Annotated in this window: 15 protein-coding genes; 14 read left to right on the top strand and 1 reads right to left on the bottom strand. The window is 40.8% G+C overall.

Annotated features, from left to right (window positions below; translation table 11 throughout):
- The first annotated feature begins 401 nt into the window (after positions 1-401).
- The 10 genes from ACLNCV_RS04870 to ACLNCV_RS04825 all read left to right on the top strand — a co-directional run bounded on the left by ACLNCV_RS04870 (position 402) and on the right by ACLNCV_RS04825 (position 12,295).
- Positions 402-608, top strand: a complete 207-nt coding sequence (locus ACLNCV_RS04870) for a hypothetical protein (RefSeq protein WP_025171179.1) — start codon at positions 402-404, stop codon at positions 606-608.
- Positions 605-799, top strand: a complete 195-nt coding sequence (locus tag ACLNCV_RS04865; RefSeq protein WP_084925312.1) for a hypothetical protein — start codon at positions 605-607, stop codon at positions 797-799. The genes ACLNCV_RS04870 and ACLNCV_RS04865 overlap by 4 nt, the downstream gene beginning before the upstream one ends.
- The gene (locus tag ACLNCV_RS04860) at positions 786-1,670 is read left to right on the top strand and encodes an ABC transporter ATP-binding protein (RefSeq protein WP_084925314.1); all 885 of its coding nucleotides are present in this window, start codon (positions 786-788) and stop codon (positions 1,668-1,670) included. The genes ACLNCV_RS04865 and ACLNCV_RS04860 overlap by 14 nt, the downstream gene beginning before the upstream one ends.
- Position 1,671: 1 nt before the next feature.
- Entirely contained in the window at positions 1,672-2,409 is a 738-nt protein-coding gene (locus ACLNCV_RS04855; protein ID WP_084925316.1) for an ABC transporter permease, read from the top strand.
- On the top strand, positions 2,409-3,506 hold the full coding sequence (locus tag ACLNCV_RS04850) for a sensor histidine kinase (RefSeq protein ID WP_084925318.1): 1,098 nt from the start codon (positions 2,409-2,411) through the stop codon (positions 3,504-3,506). The genes ACLNCV_RS04855 and ACLNCV_RS04850 overlap by 1 nt, the downstream gene beginning before the upstream one ends.
- Before the next feature lies 1 nt (position 3,507).
- Positions 3,508-4,107: a response regulator transcription factor gene (locus ACLNCV_RS04845; protein ID WP_024057936.1), complete on the top strand. Its 600-nt coding sequence runs from the start codon at positions 3,508-3,510 to the stop codon at positions 4,105-4,107.
- Between the two features lie 313 nt (positions 4,108-4,420).
- On the top strand, positions 4,421-4,834 hold the full coding sequence (gene rpsL / locus ACLNCV_RS04840) for a 30S ribosomal protein S12 (protein WP_001142332.1): 414 nt from the start codon (positions 4,421-4,423) through the stop codon (positions 4,832-4,834).
- A gap of 19 nt (positions 4,835-4,853) precedes the next feature.
- Positions 4,854-5,324, top strand: coding sequence for a 30S ribosomal protein S7 (rpsG, locus tag ACLNCV_RS04835; RefSeq protein WP_000087873.1), 471 nt, complete (start codon positions 4,854-4,856; stop codon positions 5,322-5,324).
- Between the two features lie 394 nt (positions 5,325-5,718).
- On the top strand, positions 5,719-7,800 hold the full coding sequence (gene fusA, locus ACLNCV_RS04830) for an elongation factor G (protein WP_000090348.1): 2,082 nt from the start codon (positions 5,719-5,721) through the stop codon (positions 7,798-7,800).
- Positions 7,801-7,903: 103 nt separating this feature from the next.
- Positions 7,904-12,295, top strand: a complete 4,392-nt coding sequence (locus ACLNCV_RS04825) for a PolC-type DNA polymerase III (RefSeq protein WP_424844923.1) — start codon at positions 7,904-7,906, stop codon at positions 12,293-12,295.
- A gap of 115 nt (positions 12,296-12,410) precedes the next feature.
- Here ACLNCV_RS04825 and ACLNCV_RS04820 read toward each other — a convergent pair whose 3' ends face one another.
- Positions 12,411-14,198, bottom strand: a complete 1,788-nt coding sequence (locus ACLNCV_RS04820; protein ID WP_424844922.1) for an NACHT domain-containing protein — start codon at positions 14,196-14,198, stop codon at positions 12,411-12,413.
- A 204-nt stretch (positions 14,199-14,402) separates the two neighbouring features.
- Between ACLNCV_RS04820 and ACLNCV_RS04815 the strand changes: the two genes are divergently transcribed.
- The 4 genes from ACLNCV_RS04815 (at position 14,403) to ACLNCV_RS04800 (ending at position 17,049) form a co-directional block, all read left to right on the top strand.
- Positions 14,403-14,555 (top strand): hypothetical protein, encoded by a 153-nt coding sequence (locus ACLNCV_RS04815; protein WP_000776626.1) that lies wholly within the window; start codon positions 14,403-14,405, stop codon positions 14,553-14,555.
- A gap of 21 nt (positions 14,556-14,576) precedes the next feature.
- Positions 14,577-15,818 carry an aminopeptidase gene (locus ACLNCV_RS04810; protein WP_424844921.1) on the top strand — a complete coding sequence of 414 codons (1,242 nt, stop codon included), beginning with the start codon at positions 14,577-14,579 and terminating at the stop codon, positions 15,816-15,818.
- A 9-nt stretch (positions 15,819-15,827) separates the two neighbouring features.
- Positions 15,828-16,058, top strand: coding sequence for a GlsB/YeaQ/YmgE family stress response membrane protein (locus ACLNCV_RS04805; RefSeq protein ID WP_000901572.1), 231 nt, complete (start codon positions 15,828-15,830; stop codon positions 16,056-16,058).
- A 268-nt stretch (positions 16,059-16,326) separates the two neighbouring features.
- Positions 16,327-17,049, top strand: coding sequence for a pseudouridine synthase (locus tag ACLNCV_RS04800; RefSeq protein WP_424844920.1), 723 nt, complete (start codon positions 16,327-16,329; stop codon positions 17,047-17,049).
- Positions 17,050-17,062: the final 13 nt, after the last annotated feature.

Raw genomic sequence — 17,062 nt, 5'->3', positions numbered from 1 at the left:
TTTAATTTCAGTAATTCATTTTGATTGCGTATACTTTTTTGTTTCCTGATTTGTTCAATGAATACTGTAGTTTAGGTACATAAATTAAAATTTAACAGATTGTATAATTCTTACAAACTTTTAAGAAAGTAATTGAAGAGTTTTTTGTTCTACCCATAATATATGTGTTTTGTGCGATAAAAATTTCCGCTCTTTTGATTTTAAATGCGTATTAGTTTACGTTATAGTCTAAATTTGATATCACTTTGACGGAGGTACTATAGATTCTTTTCTACTCTGTGTCTTGTTGTGTAATGTTTCTTGATTCTTTTAAATAGAATCTTTTATGACATTTGTCATATTTCCTCATGACAGAAGCTTCTAGTGATTCTACCTTCAAAGAATTATACTAGATGTATCAAATGGAGGAAGAAAAAATGAAACATAAAGTAATTGTCGCAATGAGTTTAGTAGCAGCAGGAGTCATGACTTATCTCATGTTTTCAGGATTGGATAAAGGCTTCTATCATTTTCCTTGGGAGTTGTTTGCAGGATTTGGCATGATGTCTTGGCTTATCCGAGAAGGCTTGAAATTGGTCTCAGATGTGAAAAAGGAGTTTGAAAAATGAAAAAAGCGATTTTCTATCTTTTTATTGGACTATCATTAGTGGTATGGTTGGTAGAAATATTTACAGGTTGGTTTGATCAAGACTTCCTTCACGAATTCATCCGTGGTGCATGGGGATTAGGATTTATGATTTTTATCGTCTTTCCGATGGGAAAGGAGTGGCTGAAAGGAGAATATCATGAACATGATTAAGGTAGAAAGCCTAAATAAAAACATCAAGGACAAGGGTATTTTGAAGGATATTTCCTTTGAGGTGGCAGAAGGTGAATGCATCGCCTTGATTGGGCCAAATGGTGCTGGAAAGACAACGCTATTGGACTGTTTGCTTGGAGATAAACTGGTCACCAGTGGGCAAGTATCTATCCAAGATTTGCCGGTAACGAGCTCTAAGTTAGACTATACAAGATCCTACCTCCCTCAAGAGAATGTAATCGTTCAGAAACTAAAGGTAAAAGAGTTGATTGCTTTTTTTCAAAGAATTTATCCAAATCACTTGAGTAACCAGGAAATCGATAAACTATTACAGTTTGATAAGCAACAAAAAGAGCAATTCGCAGAAAAATTATCAGGTGGACAAAAGCGTCTTTTCTCTTTTGTCTTGACCTTAATTGGGCGACCAAAGCTTGTTTTTTTAGATGAGCCAACTGCTGCCATGGATACTTCAACCCGCCAACGTTTTTGGGAAATTGTTCAGGAGCTAAAAGCTAAGGGAGTTACCATTCTCTATTCGTCCCATTATATCGAAGAGGTAGAGCATACAGCGGACCGAATCTTGGTCTTGAATAAGGGAGAGTTGATTCGCGATACAACACCTCTAGCCATGCGCAGTGAGGAGATTGAAAAGCACTTTATTCTTCCTCTAGCATACAAGGAAGTCATTGAGCAGTCTAACTTGGTTGAAAACTGGTCACAAAAACAAGATGCTTTGCAAGTAGTTACACGTGAAGCGGATGCTTTTTGGCAACTGTTAGTGCAAGCAGGATGTAGGATTCAAGAAATCGAAGTTAATAATCGTAGTTTGCTGGATACAATCTTTGAAGAAACGCAGAAGGGAGATAACTAAGATGAAACAATGGATAGCATTAAATAAGATAGAATTTCTATTGACCAAACGGCAATCAGTCTATTATTTATTATCAGTAGGGATGCCGACAGCCTTCTATCTATTCTTTTCTGGCATGTACCAGGACACACCAGGTGGACCCGCGAATTTTATGCGTGATTACCTTATCTCTATGACTGCCTTTTCCATGATATCAACAGCTATCTTCTCATTCCCAGTTGTTTTACATACCGACAAGATGAACAACTGGCAGAAAACATTGCGCCATACCCCTGTAAATATGGTAGAATATTATCTATCAAAGATAACAAGTATGATGGTTGATTATTTGGTCTCAATCCTGGTTGTTTTCTCAGTTGGGCACTTGGTCAGAGGTGTGGATATGCCTCTAGGAAGCTGGATTGGGGCTGCGTTCTTGCTGATAGTAGGAAGTGTTGCCTTTGTAGCGCTTGGATTGACCTTGACACTCTTGCCTTCTAGTCAGCTGATGTCTGTCGTGGGCAATCTTCTCTATCTAGGCTTGGCTGTTTTAGGTGGACTCTGGATGCCCATCTCTTTATTTCCAGACTGGATGCAAGCAATCGGGAAGTGTCTACCAACTTATCAGTTGATGGAGTTGCTCAAGACCTTCTTAAACGAGGGTGGCATCAATTTATCAGCCACAGTTTATCTACTTGTTCTTTCAGCAGTTTTGTTTGGTTTGACCATTTACCTTCAAGGTCATAAGGAGAATTCTTAATGCTTGAAAGACTGAAAAGCATACACTATATGTTTTGGGCCAGTTTAATTTTTATGATTTTCCCCATCCTACCTGTAGTGACTGGGTGGCTTTCTGTCTGGCATTTATTGATTGATATTCTATTTGTAGTGGCATATTTGGGTGTTTTAATAACTAAGAGCCAGCGTCTATCTTGGCTATATTGGGGTCTCATGCTGACTTATGTAGTTGGGAATACTGCCTTTGTTGGTGTAAATTATATCTGGTTCTTCTTTTTCCTTACCAATCTCTTAATTTATCATTTCGGCGTACGTAGTTTTAATTCTTTACATGTCCGAACTTTTCTCCTTGCTCAAGTCCTTGTTGTGGGGCAACTTTTGATTTTTCAGGAAGTTGAAGTTGAGTTTCTAGTCTATCTACTTGGAATTCTCACTTTTATCGATTTAATGACTTTTGGCTTGGTTCGGATTCGCATTATCGAGGATTTGAAAGAAGCTCAGACTAAGCAAAATGCCCAGATAAATCTATTGCTTGCTGAAAATGAACGCAGTCGTATCGGTCAGGATTTGCATGATAGTCTGGGACATACCTTTGCTATGCTGAGTGTTAAGACAGATTTAGCCTTGCAGTTATTTCAGATGGAGGCTTATCCACAGGTGGAAAAGGAATTAAAAGAAATTCATCAGATCAGCAAGGATTCCATGAATGAAGTGCGAACCATTGTGGAAAATCTTAAGTCTAGAACTTTGACATCCGAACTACAGACTGTGAAAAAGATGTTAGAAATTGCTGGAATTGAGGTGGAAATAGCTAATCAACTAGACACAGCTAGCTTAACTCAGGAATTGGAGTCAACGGCTTCCATGATTTTGCTTGAATTGGTGACTAATATCATCAAACATGCCAAAGCTTCTAAAGTCTACTTAAAATTAGAACGGACAGAGAAAGAACTCATTCTAACAGTGAGAGATGATGGCTGTGGCTTTACTTCTATAAAGGGGGATGACCTCCATACAGTTCGAGATCGTGTTCTTCCATTTTCGGGAGAAGTAAAGGTAATTAGTTGGAAACAACCGACAGAAGTTCAGGTTCGACTACCTTATAAGGAGAGAAACTAAGATGAAACTACTTGTTGCAGAAGATCAAAGTATGTTGCGAGATGCCATGTGCCAGTTGCTCACGCTTCAACCAGATGTAGAGTCTGTCTTTCAAGCCAAGAATGGGCAAGAAGCAATCCAACTATTAGAAAAGGAGTCTGTAGATATCGCCATCCTTGACGTAGAAATGCCTGTTAAGACGGGCCTCGAAGTCTTGGAGTGGATACGAGCAGAAAAGCTTGAAACAAAGGTGGTTGTGGTGACGACCTTCAAGCGTCCTGGGTATTTTGAACGTGCGGTCAAGGCTGGAGTAGATGCTTATGTATTAAAAGAAAGAAACATTGCAGACCTCATGCATACCTTGCACACTGTCCTCGAAGGAGGCAAGGAGTATTCGCCTGAATTGATGGAAGTGGTGATGACGCATCCCAATCCATTAACAGAGCAAGAAATCGCAGTTTTAAAGGGAATCGCTCAGGGATTCTCTAACCAAGAAATTGCAGACAAACTCTATCTATCCAACGGAACCGTCCGAAACTATGTCACTAATATTCTTTCTAAATTAGATGCTGGTAATCGAACAGAGGCAGCTAATATCGCGAAAGAATCTGGTTGGTTGTGATGATATAATATTTTTTGAACATTATGTGCTAAAATTGATGGGATTGAATGGAACAATACTAACTTTAGGAGGGTGGGATTCCTCCTTTTTCTTTTTTGGGGGAGCACTACAAAAGAGCTAAAATTAAGAATAAAAAAGAAAAATATCTTGACAACCAATGGAAAATTTTGTTACAATAATAGACGGTACTTTTTACTTTTGGTCTCTCAAGAGTGTACAGGGACGTGCTGACAAATGTTGCAAAAGTACACACAGATGATAGCTGTCACCAAGTGTATCATCACCAAAAATAAAAAAACACAGGAGAATGTAGATGCCTACAATTAACCAATTGGTTCGCAAACCGCGTAAATCAAAAGTAGAAAAATCTAAATCACCAGCTTTGAACGTTGGTTACAACAGTCATAAAAAAGTTCAAACAAACGTTTCTTCACCACAAAAACGTGGTGTTGCAACTCGTGTTGGAACAATGACACCTAAAAAACCTAACTCAGCCCTTCGTAAATTCGCTCGTGTACGTTTGAGCAACCTTATCGAAGTTACTGCCTACATCCCAGGTATCGGACACAACTTGCAAGAGCACAGCGTGGTTCTTCTTCGTGGTGGACGTGTAAAAGACCTTCCAGGGGTACGTTACCATATCGTCCGTGGTGCACTTGATACTGCAGGTGTTAACGATCGTAAACAAGGCCGTTCAAAATACGGTACTAAACGTCCAAAAGCATAAGGAAAGGGGATAAAGAGAAATGAGTCGTAAAAATAGAGCTCCAAAACGTGACGTATTGCCAGATCCGCTTTACAATTCACAACTAGTTACTCGTCTTATCAACCGCGTTATGCTTGATGGTAAACGTGGTACAGCTGCTTCAATCGTTTACGGTGCCTTTGAGCAAATCAAAGAAGCTACTGGAAACGATGCACTTGAAGTATTTGAAACAGCTATGGAAAACATCATGCCTGTACTTGAAGTACGTGCACGTCGTGTTGGTGGTTCTAACTACCAAGTCCCAGTTGAAGTTCGTCCAGAACGTCGTACAACACTTGGACTTCGTTGGTTGGTAACAATCGCTCGTCTTCGTGGTGAACACACAATGCAAGACCGTCTTGCAAAAGAAATCTTGGATGCTGCTAACAACACTGGTGCAGCTGTTAAGAAACGTGAAGACACTCACCGTATGGCTGAAGCTAACCGTGCATTCGCACACTTCCGTTGGTAAGATAGGATGCGAAAGCGTTAAGAAAGTCCCAGAGAAAATAGGGAATCAAAGCAGGTTGCGATTGCAACCAATGAGATTCATCTTTATCTCCAGACTTTTAGCTTGAGCTCAACTAAATCATGATGCTAGGAACGGTAAGGATGCAAGGTGAAAATAGGAAACTGACGCAGTATTCGACGAATACAAGGAAGTTTATCTTTTTCACACAGCATCCCGTTCCGGCTCAAATCGGCTAATTAACTTTAGCCCGAGTTCAATTCAACTTGTAAATCTACAAGTTGAAACCAACAATAGCATGAAAACATTGAGAACGGGTAGGTCCTGCCTATCCGTTTTTATTAAAATCGTGTTATAATAGAATAGAAATCAAAAATAAATAGGAGAAACAAACCTCATGGCACGCGAATTTTCACTTGAAAAAACTCGTAATATCGGTATCATGGCTCACGTCGATGCTGGTAAAACAACAACTACTGAGCGTATTCTTTACTACACTGGTAAAATCCACAAAATCGGTGAAACTCACGAAGGTGCGTCACAAATGGACTGGATGGAGCAAGAGCAAGAGCGTGGTATCACTATCACATCTGCTGCGACAACAGCTCAATGGAACAACCACCGCGTAAACATCATCGACACACCAGGACACGTGGACTTCACAATCGAAGTACAACGCTCTCTTCGTGTATTGGATGGTGCGGTTACCGTTCTTGACTCACAATCAGGTGTTGAGCCTCAAACTGAAACAGTTTGGCGTCAAGCAACTGAGTACGGAGTTCCACGTATCGTATTTGCCAACAAAATGGACAAAATCGGTGCTGACTTCCTTTACTCTGTAAGCACACTTCACGATCGTCTTCAAGCAAATGCACACCCAATCCAATTGCCAATCGGTTCTGAAGATGACTTCCGTGGTATCATCGACTTGATCAAGATGAAAGCTGAAATCTATACTAACGACCTTGGTACAGATATCCTTGAAGAAGACATCCCAGCTGAATACCTTGACCAAGCTCAAGAATACCGTGAAAAATTGATCGAAGCAGTTGCTGAAACTGACGAAGAATTGATGATGAAATACCTCGAAGGTGAAGAAATCACTAACGAAGAATTGAAAGCTGGTATCCGTAAAGCGACTATCAACGTTGAATTCTTCCCAGTATTGTGTGGTTCTGCCTTCAAGAACAAAGGTGTTCAATTGATGCTTGATGCGGTTATTGACTACCTTCCAAGCCCACTTGACATCCCAGCGATCAAAGGTATCAACCCAGATACAGATGAAGAAGAAACTCGTCCAGCATCTGATGAAGAGCCATTTGCAGCTCTTGCCTTCAAGATCATGACAGACCCATTCGTAGGTCGTTTGACATTCTTCCGTGTTTACTCAGGTGTTCTTCAATCAGGTTCATACGTATTGAACACTTCTAAAGGTAAACGTGAGCGTATCGGACGTATCCTTCAAATGCACGCCAACAGCCGTCAAGAAATTGACACTGTTTACTCAGGTGATATCGCTGCTGCCGTTGGTTTGAAAGATACTACAACTGGTGACTCATTGACAGATGAAAAAGCTAAAATCATTCTTGAGTCAATCAACGTTCCAGAACCAGTTATCCAATTGATGGTTGAGCCAAAATCTAAAGCTGACCAAGACAAGATGGGTATCGCCCTTCAAAAATTGGCTGAAGAAGATCCAACATTCCGCGTTGAAACAAACGTTGAAACTGGTGAAACAGTTATCTCTGGTATGGGTGAGCTTCACCTTGACGTCCTTGTTGACCGTATGCGTCGTGAGTTCAAAGTTGAAGCAAACGTAGGTGCTCCTCAAGTATCTTACCGTGAAACATTCCGCGCTTCTACTCAAGCACGTGGATTCTTCAAACGTCAGTCTGGTGGTAAAGGTCAATTCGGTGATGTATGGATTGAATTTACTCCAAACGAAGAAGGTAAAGGATTCGAATTCGAAAACGCAATCGTCGGTGGTGTGGTTCCTCGTGAATTTATCCCAGCGGTTGAAAAAGGTTTGGTAGAATCTATGGCTAACGGTGTACTTGCAGGTTACCCAATGGTTGACGTTAAAGCTAAGCTTTACGATGGTTCATACCACGATGTCGACTCATCTGAAACTGCCTTCAAGATTGCGGCTTCACTTGCTCTTAAAGAAGCTGCTAAATCAGCACAACCAGCTATCCTTGAGCCAATGATGCTTGTAACAATCACTGTTCCAGAAGAAAACCTTGGTGATGTTATGGGTCACGTAACTGCTCGTCGTGGACGTGTAGATGGTATGGAAGCACACGGTAACAGCCAAATCGTTCGTGCTTACGTTCCACTTGCTGAAATGTTCGGTTACGCAACAGTTCTTCGTTCTGCATCTCAAGGACGTGGTACATTCATGATGGTATTTGACCACTACGAAGATGTACCTAAGTCAGTACAAGAAGAAATCATTAAGAAAAACAAAGGTGAAGACTAATCAGTCTTCACTCTAGAAGGAAGTCACTTAGTGGCTTCCTTTTGTCTTTAGAAAACACCTCTAAGTATGGTAAAATAGTAGGAGAATAATGTGAGGAAAATGAATGTCAAATAGTTTTGAAATTTTGATGAATCAATTGGGGATGCCTGCTGAAATGAGACAGGCTCCTGCTTTAGCACAGGCCGATATTGAGCGAGTTGTGGTTCATAAAATTAGTAAGATATGGGAGTTTCATTTCGTATTTTCTAATATTTTACCGATAGAAATCTTTTTAGAATTAAAGAAAGGTTTGAGGGAAGAATTTTCTAAGACAGGCAATAAAGCTATTTTCGAAATCAAGGCTCTGTCTCAAGAATTTTCAAATCAACTCTTGCAGTCCTACTATAGGGAGGCTTTCTCTGAGGGACCATGTGCTAGTCAAGGTTTTAAGTCCCTTTATCAAAATTTGCAAGTTCGTGCTGAGGGCAATCAACTCTTGATTGAAGGCTCCGAGGCGATTGATAAGGAACACTTTAAGAAAAATCACCTTCCTAATTTAGCTAAACAACTTGAAAAATTTGGCTTTCCAACTTTTAATTGTCAAGTAGAGAAAAATGATGTGCTGACCCAAGAACAGGAAGAGGCCTTTCATGCTGAAAATGAGCAGATTGTTCAAGCGGCCAATGAGGAAGCGCTCCGTGCTATGGAACAACTGGAACAGATGGCACCTCCTCCAGCGGAAGAGAAGCCAGCCTTTGATTTTCAAGTCAAAAAAGCTGTAGCTAAACCAAAGCTGGATAAGGCAGAGATTACTCCTATGATCGAAGTGACGACGGAGGAGAATCGTCTGGTCTTTGAAGGGGTTGTGTTTGATATGGAGCAAAAAGTGACCAGAACAGGTCGTGTTTTAATCAATTTTAAAATGACGGACTACACTTCAAGTTTTTCGATGCAAAAGTGGGTTAAGAATGAGGAAGAGGCTCAGAAATTTGATCTAATCAAGAAAAATTCTTGGCTCCGAGTGCGTGGGAATGTGGAGATGAATAACTTCACACGCGATTTGACTATGAACGTGCAAGACGTGCAGGAAGTTATTCACTATGAGCGGAAGGATTTAATGCCAGAAGGAGAACGACGGGTTGAGTTTCATGCTCATACTAATATGTCGACCATGGATGCACTACCAGAGGTAGAAGAAATCGTTGCGACAGCTGCTAAGTGGGGACACAAGGCGGTTGCCATCACAGACCATGGAAATGTTCAGTCCTTCCCACATGGCTATAAGGCTGCTAAGAAAGCGGGAATCCAGCTGATCTATGGTATGGAAGCCAATATCGTGGAGGACCGTGTTCCTATCGTTTATAACGAAGTGGAGATGGACTTGTCAGAAGCGACCTATGTGGTATTTGACGTGGAAACGACGGGTCTATCAGCTATCTACAATGACTTGATTCAGGTTGCGGCCTCTAAGATGTATAAGGGGAATGTCATTGCTGAATTTGATGAATTTATCAATCCCGGGCATCCTTTGTCGGCCTTTACCACGGAGTTGACTGGAATTACAGATGACCATGTCAAAAATGCCAAACCACTGGAACAAGTTTTGCAAGAATTCCAAGAATTTTGCAAGGATACGGTCCTAGTTGCCCACAATGCGACCTTTGACGTTGGCTTTATGAATGCCAATTATGAGCGTCATGGTTTGCCAAAGATTAGTCAGCCAGTTATTGATACGCTGGAGTTTGCTAGAAACCTCTATCCTGAGTACAAACGTCATGGTTTGGGGCCTTTGACCAAGCGTTTTGGTGTGGCCTTAGAACATCACCACATGGCCAACTACGATGCGGAAGCGACTGGTCGTCTGCTCTTTATCTTTATCAAAGAGGTAGCAGAAAAACATGGTGTGACCGATTTAGCTAGACTTAACATTGATTTGATTAGTCCAGATTCTTATAAAAAAGCTCGTATCAAGCATGCGACCATTTATGTCAAGAATCAAGTAGGGCTAAAAAATATCTTTAAGCTGGTTTCCTTGTCTAATACTAAGTACTTTGAAGGGGTGCCACGGATTCCGAGAACGATTTTAGATGCCCATCGGGAAGGTTTGATTTTAGGTTCAGCTTGCTCTGAAGGTGAAGTTTTTGATGCAGTCGTTTCCCAAGGTGTGGATGCGGCGGTTGAGGTGGCCAAGTATTATGACTTTATCGAGGTCATGCCACCAGCTATCTATGCTCCCTTGATTGCCAAGGAGCAGGTTAAGGATATGGAGGAACTCCAGACCATTATCAAGAGTTTGATAGAAGTTGGAGACCGTCTTGGTAAGCCAGTTCTGGCTACTGGGAATGTTCACTATATCGAACCGGAAGAAGAGATTTACCGTGAAATTATCGTCCGTAGTTTGGGACAGGGGGCTATGATTAACCGAACTATCGGTCATGGGGAACATGCTCAACCCGCTCCTCTTCCAAAAGCTCATTTTAGAACGACTAATGAAATGTTGGATGAATTTGCCTTCTTGGGAGAGGAACTGGCACGTAAATTGGTTATTGAAAACACCAATGCCTTGGCAGAAATCTTTGAACCCGTTGAGGTTGTTAAGGGTGACCTGTACACGCCTTTCATCGACAAGGCTGAAGAAACAGTTGCTGAATTAACCTATAGGAAAGCTTTTGAGATTTATGGAAATCCGTTGCCAGATATCGTTGATTTGCGAATTGAAAAAGAACTAACCTCTATTCTGGGGAATGGATTTGCTGTGATTTATCTCGCATCGCAGATGCTGGTGCAACGTTCCAATGAACGGGGTTACTTGGTTGGTTCTCGTGGGTCTGTCGGTTCTAGTTTTGTTGCGACCATGATTGGGATTACAGAGGTCAATCCTCTATCTCCTCACTATGTCTGTGGTCAGTGTCAGTACAGTGAGTTTATCACCGATGGTTCTTACGGTTCAGGATTTGATATGCCCAATAAGGACTGTCCAAACTGTGGTCATAAACTCAGCAAAAACGGACAGGATATTCCTTTCGAGACCTTCCTTGGTTTTGATGGGGACAAGGTTCCCGATATTGACTTGAACTTCTCGGGAGAAGACCAGCCTAGCGCCCACTTGGATGTGCGTGATATCTTTGGTGAAGAATATGCCTTCCGTGCAGGAACGGTTGGTACGGTGGCTGCCAAGACTGCCTATGGCTTTGTCAAGGGCTACGAGAGAGACTATGGGAAGTTTTATCGTGATGCAGAGGTGGAACGTCTTGCTCAAGGCGCTGCCGGTGTCAAGCGGACAACAGGACAACACCCGGGGGGAATCGTTGTTATTCCGAACTACATGGATGTTTACGACTTTACGCCTGTTCAGTATCCAGCGGATGACGTGACGGCTGAATGGCAGACGACTCACTTTAACTTCCATGATATTGATGAGAATGTCCTCAAACTTGATGTGCTGGGGCATGATGATCCGACCATGATTCGGAAACTTCAGGACTTGTCTGGTATTGACCCTAATGAAATTCCTATGGATGACGAAGGCGTTATGGCCCTCTTTTCTGGGACTGATGTGCTAGGTGTGACTCCTGAACAAATCGGAACTCCGACAGGCATGCTGGGGATTCCAGAGTTTGGAACCAACTTTGTACGTGGGATGGTAGATGAGACGCATCCAACGACTTTTGCAGAATTGCTTCAGTTGTCAGGTTTGTCCCACGGTACCGACGTTTGGCTGGGCAATGCACAAGATTTGATTAAACAAGGAATAGCGGACCTATCGACTGTTATCGGTTGTCGGGACGACATCATGGTTTACCTCATGCATGCTGGTCTCGAACCTAAGATGTCCTTTACCATCATGGAACGAGTACGTAAGGGCTTGTGGCTAAAGATTTCCGAAGAGGAGCGAAATGGCTATATTGAAGCCATGAAGGCCAATAAGGTGCCAGAGTGGTATATCGAGTCCTGTGGGAAAATTAAGTACATGTTCCCGAAAGCCCATGCGGCAGCCTATGTTATGATGGCCTTGCGTGTAGCTTATTTCAAGGTTCACCATCCAATTTATTATTACTGTGCTTACTTCTCAATCCGCGCTAAGGCTTTTGATATCAAGACCATGGGAGGGGGCTTAGATGCTATCAAGCGTAGAATGGAAGAAATCTCTGAAAAACGGAAGAACAATGAAGCCTCCAATGTGGAAATCGATCTCTATACAACTCTTGAGATTGTCAATGAGATGTGGGAACGTGGGTTCAAATTTGGCAAACTCGATCTCTACCGTAGTCAGGCGACAGAGTTCCTCATCGACGAGGACACCCTTATCCCGCCATTTGTAGCAATGGATGGTCTGGGAGAGAACGTTGCCAAGCAGTTGGTGCGAGCGCGTGAAGAGGGAGAATTCCTCTCTAAAACTGAGTTACGCAAGCGTGGAGGACTTTCATCAACCTTGGTTGAAAAAATGGATGAAATGGGAATTCTGGGCAATATGCCAGAGGATAATCAGTTGAGTTTGTTTGATGAGTTGTTTTAAGAAGGCAGACTATCCTCAATTTTACAGAGATGTTTGATAATAAAAAAATAACAGGACATCAGATAATCCTGTTATTTTTTAAATGTAAGCATAAATATACAATAGTTACAGATTACTAATCCTCTAAGACTATATCCTCTTCTTTTAGGTCTTCTATCAGCTTCTGCTTATAATGAGTCAGAGAGAGTGTATGTTGGCCGACCCAAGATTCTCTAAATAAGTCAAATAATTCTTTGTTTTTAATGAGGTGTTTTGGTTCTATAATTTCTCCTACTAAATAATTATCTTCACAAAATGATATTAGGGGACTATCATCTATTGTACGGTAGTAAGTATAATCAATAGTATTTTTGAAAAAATAATAAATAAAACGCTGAAGTTTATCATGTGGTTCGTAAACTACTAATCTAAGAGATGGGGTTCCAGAATCTAGAGAAATTTCAATTTTTACGGGAAAATTGAGAATGTAATATTCAAATAAGTCTTCTTCACCAGATTTAGATTCTTCAAACTTATTTAATAAAGGAATTAAGATATTATTATTAAAGCGCTGAGTACTCATATCCTCTAACATAGGAAATACCGAATCTGCACTAGTGCTAAATTTTCCTGATTCTATTAAAAGAAAGCTGTAGTCACGCATCTTACTATCCGTTTGTATATTTAGAAAATAAGCAACAAAATATTCTTGGAAAGAACGATGGGAGAACTTGTATCTGTTTCCTTCTTTGTATAGTACACACAGACAGTTTTCTAAATCGTGGATAAAATTGCCTATATTGAGAACGTTTTTAATTCGAGGAGGAAATTTTTTAAAAATTTCTTCAATCTCTGGGAAGGTAAACTCTGTTTTTGCTTTTTGGTATGTCAGAAGACAGAAGATTGCAAAACACTCTTTAAAAGTATCTGAACTTAAATCTGATAACATTTTTCGTCGATAACTTTTCGTAGCATCGTGCTTAGAGAACATGGTATCAAAGGCTTGGTAGTAGAATAGGTGTAATTTTTGCGGAATTTCTGCATAGTCATTGTAAGTGGAGAGCATAATATTTAGTAACAGAGGATTTGAAGCAAAGGATTCATGTCTATCATATAAACCACTCTCTAGATCACGAATAAATTTATTTTTGAGTTCTTCATCGGGATATTCAATTTTAATAATAAGACTAATGGCTTGTTCTTTATTAAAAGGAACAGCTTTTAAAACTGTGAAACGTTGAAATTCAATGAATTCCGATTCGCTATAAGGTCTGGAAGAAAGGATATAATGGTTTTCAGGATATTTGTCACAAAAATCATTTAACTTCTTGAAAAATTCTTTTTGGTTTTCGCTATACAATTCATCATAGCCATCCAATAGGAATAAAAAGCATCCAGATTGAAGTGCATAATCTAAATATTCTTCTTGGAATGTATTGTGAAATTGATTTAGTTTTTTTAGCAGTAATTTCTCAAGGTCTAAATGCCCCTCTTCGTTGAAATCTTTTAATTCAATAAAAATAGGAATATAGTCTTTTAATTCTAATTCACTTAGAAAAAGGTGTTTCATGAGAGTAGATTTACCAATTCCACCAGAACCTTCAATAATTAAAAATTTTGAGAGTTCAGTTAGTACTTTTGTTTCAGTGGGCTTGATGATGTCTGAGTCCTTTTTTAAAAATGGGATTTCAAAAAAATCATACAGTCTTTTGGGCTCAATTCCGTAGATAATCGTTTTGATTTTACTGTATTTCTCATAAGATTTTGTCAAATAATCTTGGAAAGGAATCTCTAGATCAATTTTTGCCTTATTGTAGAGCGTTTTAAATTTGTCAGTTGTTTTGGAAATAACAGGTGAAAGGTATTTATCCAGAATAGCACTAGTAACTTGTTTTGCAATTTCATTATTAAAATTTTCGTCCATTATCTTTTTGCTCCTATGTATTTTTTAGTGTATATCTATAGAATATCACCTCGCCTTTTTTATGTCAATATAATTAAAAGAAGAGTGTCAATATAGCTATATATTTCGTTTTTAATTCTTGGATAGGTAGTTAAAAACAAGCTTCAGTAAGCTTGTTTTTTAAAATACCAATATATGTGATATACTAGTAAGGGAGGATATTTCATGAAACTAAGAATTTTTGCGGAAGACAAGCCGGCTGAGAAGGTGTTTGAGTATCAATTGGAACTTGCTGACCAGACAATTCTTCTATCAACAGCACTCTTGTCAGGTGCTATTGCTTTAGCAGGATTATTCTCTGCTTTGAAAGAAAAATAAAAATAGAAAAGAGAAAACAACATGGTTTTACCAAATTTTAAAGAAAATCTAGAAAAATATGCGAAATTATTGGTTGCGAACGGAATCAACGTGCAACCTGGTCACACTTTGGCTCTCTCTATCGATGTGGAGCAACGTGAGTTGGCTCACTTAATTGTCAAAGAAGCTTATGCCTTGGGTGCGCATGAGGTTATCGTTCAGTGGACAGATGATGTGATTAACCGTGAGAAATTCCTCCATGCGCCAATGGAGCGTTTGGACAATGTGCCTGAATACAAGATTGCTGAGATGAACTATCTCTTGGAGAACAAGGCTAGCCGTCTCGGAGTTCGTTCATCTGATCCAGGTGCCTTGAACGGAGTGGATGCTGACAAGCTTTCAGCTTCTGCTAAAGCTATGGGACTTGCTATGAAACCAATGCGCATCGCAACTCAATCTAACAAGGTTAGCTGGACTGTAGCAGCTGCTGCTGGACTTGAGTGGGCTAAGAAAGTCTTTCCAAATGCTGCGAGCGATGAAGAAGCAGTCGATCTCCTTTGGGACCAAATTTTCAAAACTTGCCGTGTCTACGAAGCAGATCCTGTTAAGGCTTGGGAAGAACACGCTACCATTCTTAAGAGTAAGGCAGATATGCTTAATAAAGAACAATTTTCAGCCCTTCACTACACAGCGCCAGGGACAGATTTGACCCTTGGCTTGCCAAAGAACCACGTTTGGGAATCAGCTGGTGCTATCAATGCACAGGGCGAAGGATTCTTGCCAAATATGCCGACAGAGGAAGTCTTCACAGCGCCTGACTTCCGTCGCGCAGATGGTTATGTCACTTCTACAAAACCGCTTAGTTATAACGGAAACATTATTGAAGGTATTAAGGTGACCTTTAAGGATGGACAAATCGTAGATATCACTGCTGAGAAGGGTGATCAGGTCATGAAAGACCTTGTCTTTGAAAATGCGGGTGCGCGTGCCTTAGGTGAATGTGCCTTGGTACCAGATCCAAGCCCAATTTCTCAGTCAGGCATTACCTTCTTTAACACCCTTTTCGACGAAAATGCATCAAACCACTTGGCTATCGGTGCAGCCTATGCGACTAGCGTAGTTGGTGGAGCGGAGATGAGCGAAGAGGAGCTTGAAGCTGCGGGGCTTAACCGTTCAGATGTTCACGTAGACTTTATGATTGGTTCTAACCAAATGGATATCGATGGTATCCGTGAGGATGGGACACGTGTACCACTCTTCCGTAACGGAGATTGGGCAAATTAAGGAGATAATATGTTAGGAAGTATGTTCGTTGGTCTCCTAGTGGGATTTTTAGCAGGTACTCTGACCAATCGTGGAGAGCGAATGGGATGTTTTGGAAAAATGTTTCTAGGCTGGATTGGTGCCTTTATAGGGCATTTGCTTTTTGGGACTTGGGGACCGATAATAGCAGGAACTGCCATTATTCCGGCAGTACTAGGTTCCATGATTGTCTTAGCGATTTTCTGGAGACGAGGAAGTTAATTTCTTAAATTTGATACTCAATGAAAATCAAAGAGCAAACTAGGAAACTAGCCGCAGGCTGCTCAAAGCACTGCTTTGCGGTTGTAGATAGAACTGACGAAGTCAGCTCAAAACACTGTTTTGAGGTTGCAGATAGAACTGACGAAGTCAGTAACATCTATACGGCAAGGCGACGTTGACGCGGTTTGAAGAGATTTTTGAAGAGTATGAAACGAAAAGGAGGTTGGTCATTGAGACAGCCTCCTTTTGAGTATGATATAATAGTTCTATGAGATTAGATAAATTTTTAGTTGCCTGCGCTGTGGGGAGCCGAACTGAGGTCAAAAACTTGCTCAAGGCTGGTCGCGTGACGGTAAATGGTAAAAAAGAAAAGTCAGCTAAATTGCAGATTGATGAAGAAAGAGATGAGATTCGCTTTGATGGGCAAGTGTTGGAGTATGAAGAGTTTGTCTACTACATGATGAACAAGCCCCAAGGGGTTATCTCAGCGACTGAGGATCCTAAGCACAGAACCGTTCTGGACTTGTTGGATGACTTGGCGCGGAGTAAGGAAGTTTTCCCAGTAGGGCGCTTGGATATTGACACGCATGGTCTTCTACTCTTGACCAATGATGGCCAGCTTGCCCATGCTCTTCTTTCGCCCAAGCGTCATGTGGACAAGACTTATCTGGCACAAGTCAAGGGAATTATGACCCAAGAAGACGTGGAGATATTTGCCAAGGGAATTCCTCTTAAAGACTTTACTTGTCAGCCTGCTATACTGGAGCTTGTGTCCATAGAGACAGAAAAGAATCAAAGCCAAATCCGTGTGACCATTGCAGAAGGGAAGTTTCATCAGATCAAGCGTATGGTGGCATACTGTGGTAAGGAAGTGGTGGACTTGCAACGTTTGACTATGGGAACTCTAGTATTGGATGAGAACCTAGAACGAGGGGAATGGCGTCGCTTGACCAAGGGGGAATTAGAAATTCTCCTTGCAAGTATGGCTTAGTTTGGTTTATATT

Origin of the sequence: Streptococcus sp. CL5.50 (assembly GCF_049738015.1) — a bacterium.
GTDB lineage: Bacteria > Bacillota > Bacilli > Lactobacillales > Streptococcaceae > Streptococcus > Streptococcus mitis_CA.
Note: the sequence above shows the minus strand (reverse complement) of the source record. Positions and strands in the feature narration are given on the sequence as shown.

Excerpts from the sequence above, each read along its gene's own strand:
- ACLNCV_RS04870 (WP_025171179.1), top strand. The coding sequence starts at position 402 with ATGGAGGAAGAAAAAATGAAACATAAAGTAATTGTCGCAATGAGTTTA.
- ACLNCV_RS04865 (WP_084925312.1), top strand. The coding sequence starts at position 605 with ATGAAAAAAGCGATTTTCTATCTTTTTATTGGACTATCATTAGTGGTA.
- ACLNCV_RS04860 (WP_084925314.1), top strand. The coding sequence starts at position 786 with ATGAACATGATTAAGGTAGAAAGCCTAAATAAAAACATCAAGGACAAG.
- ACLNCV_RS04855 (WP_084925316.1), top strand. The coding sequence starts at position 1,672 with ATGAAACAATGGATAGCATTAAATAAGATAGAATTTCTATTGACCAAA.
- ACLNCV_RS04850 (WP_084925318.1), top strand. The coding sequence starts at position 2,409 with ATGCTTGAAAGACTGAAAAGCATACACTATATGTTTTGGGCCAGTTTA.
- ACLNCV_RS04845 (WP_024057936.1), top strand. The coding sequence starts at position 3,508 with ATGAAACTACTTGTTGCAGAAGATCAAAGTATGTTGCGAGATGCCATG.
- rpsL (WP_001142332.1), top strand. The coding sequence starts at position 4,421 with ATGCCTACAATTAACCAATTGGTTCGCAAACCGCGTAAATCAAAAGTA.
- rpsG (WP_000087873.1), top strand. The coding sequence starts at position 4,854 with ATGAGTCGTAAAAATAGAGCTCCAAAACGTGACGTATTGCCAGATCCG.
- fusA (WP_000090348.1), top strand. The coding sequence starts at position 5,719 with ATGGCACGCGAATTTTCACTTGAAAAAACTCGTAATATCGGTATCATG.
- ACLNCV_RS04825 (WP_424844923.1), top strand. The coding sequence starts at position 7,904 with ATGTCAAATAGTTTTGAAATTTTGATGAATCAATTGGGGATGCCTGCT.
- ACLNCV_RS04820 (WP_424844922.1), bottom strand. The coding sequence starts at position 14,198 with ATGGACGAAAATTTTAATAATGAAATTGCAAAACAAGTTACTAGTGCT.
- ACLNCV_RS04815 (WP_000776626.1), top strand. The coding sequence starts at position 14,403 with ATGAAACTAAGAATTTTTGCGGAAGACAAGCCGGCTGAGAAGGTGTTT.
- ACLNCV_RS04810 (WP_424844921.1), top strand. The coding sequence starts at position 14,577 with ATGGTTTTACCAAATTTTAAAGAAAATCTAGAAAAATATGCGAAATTA.
- ACLNCV_RS04805 (WP_000901572.1), top strand. The coding sequence starts at position 15,828 with ATGTTAGGAAGTATGTTCGTTGGTCTCCTAGTGGGATTTTTAGCAGGT.
- ACLNCV_RS04800 (WP_424844920.1), top strand. The coding sequence starts at position 16,327 with ATGAGATTAGATAAATTTTTAGTTGCCTGCGCTGTGGGGAGCCGAACT.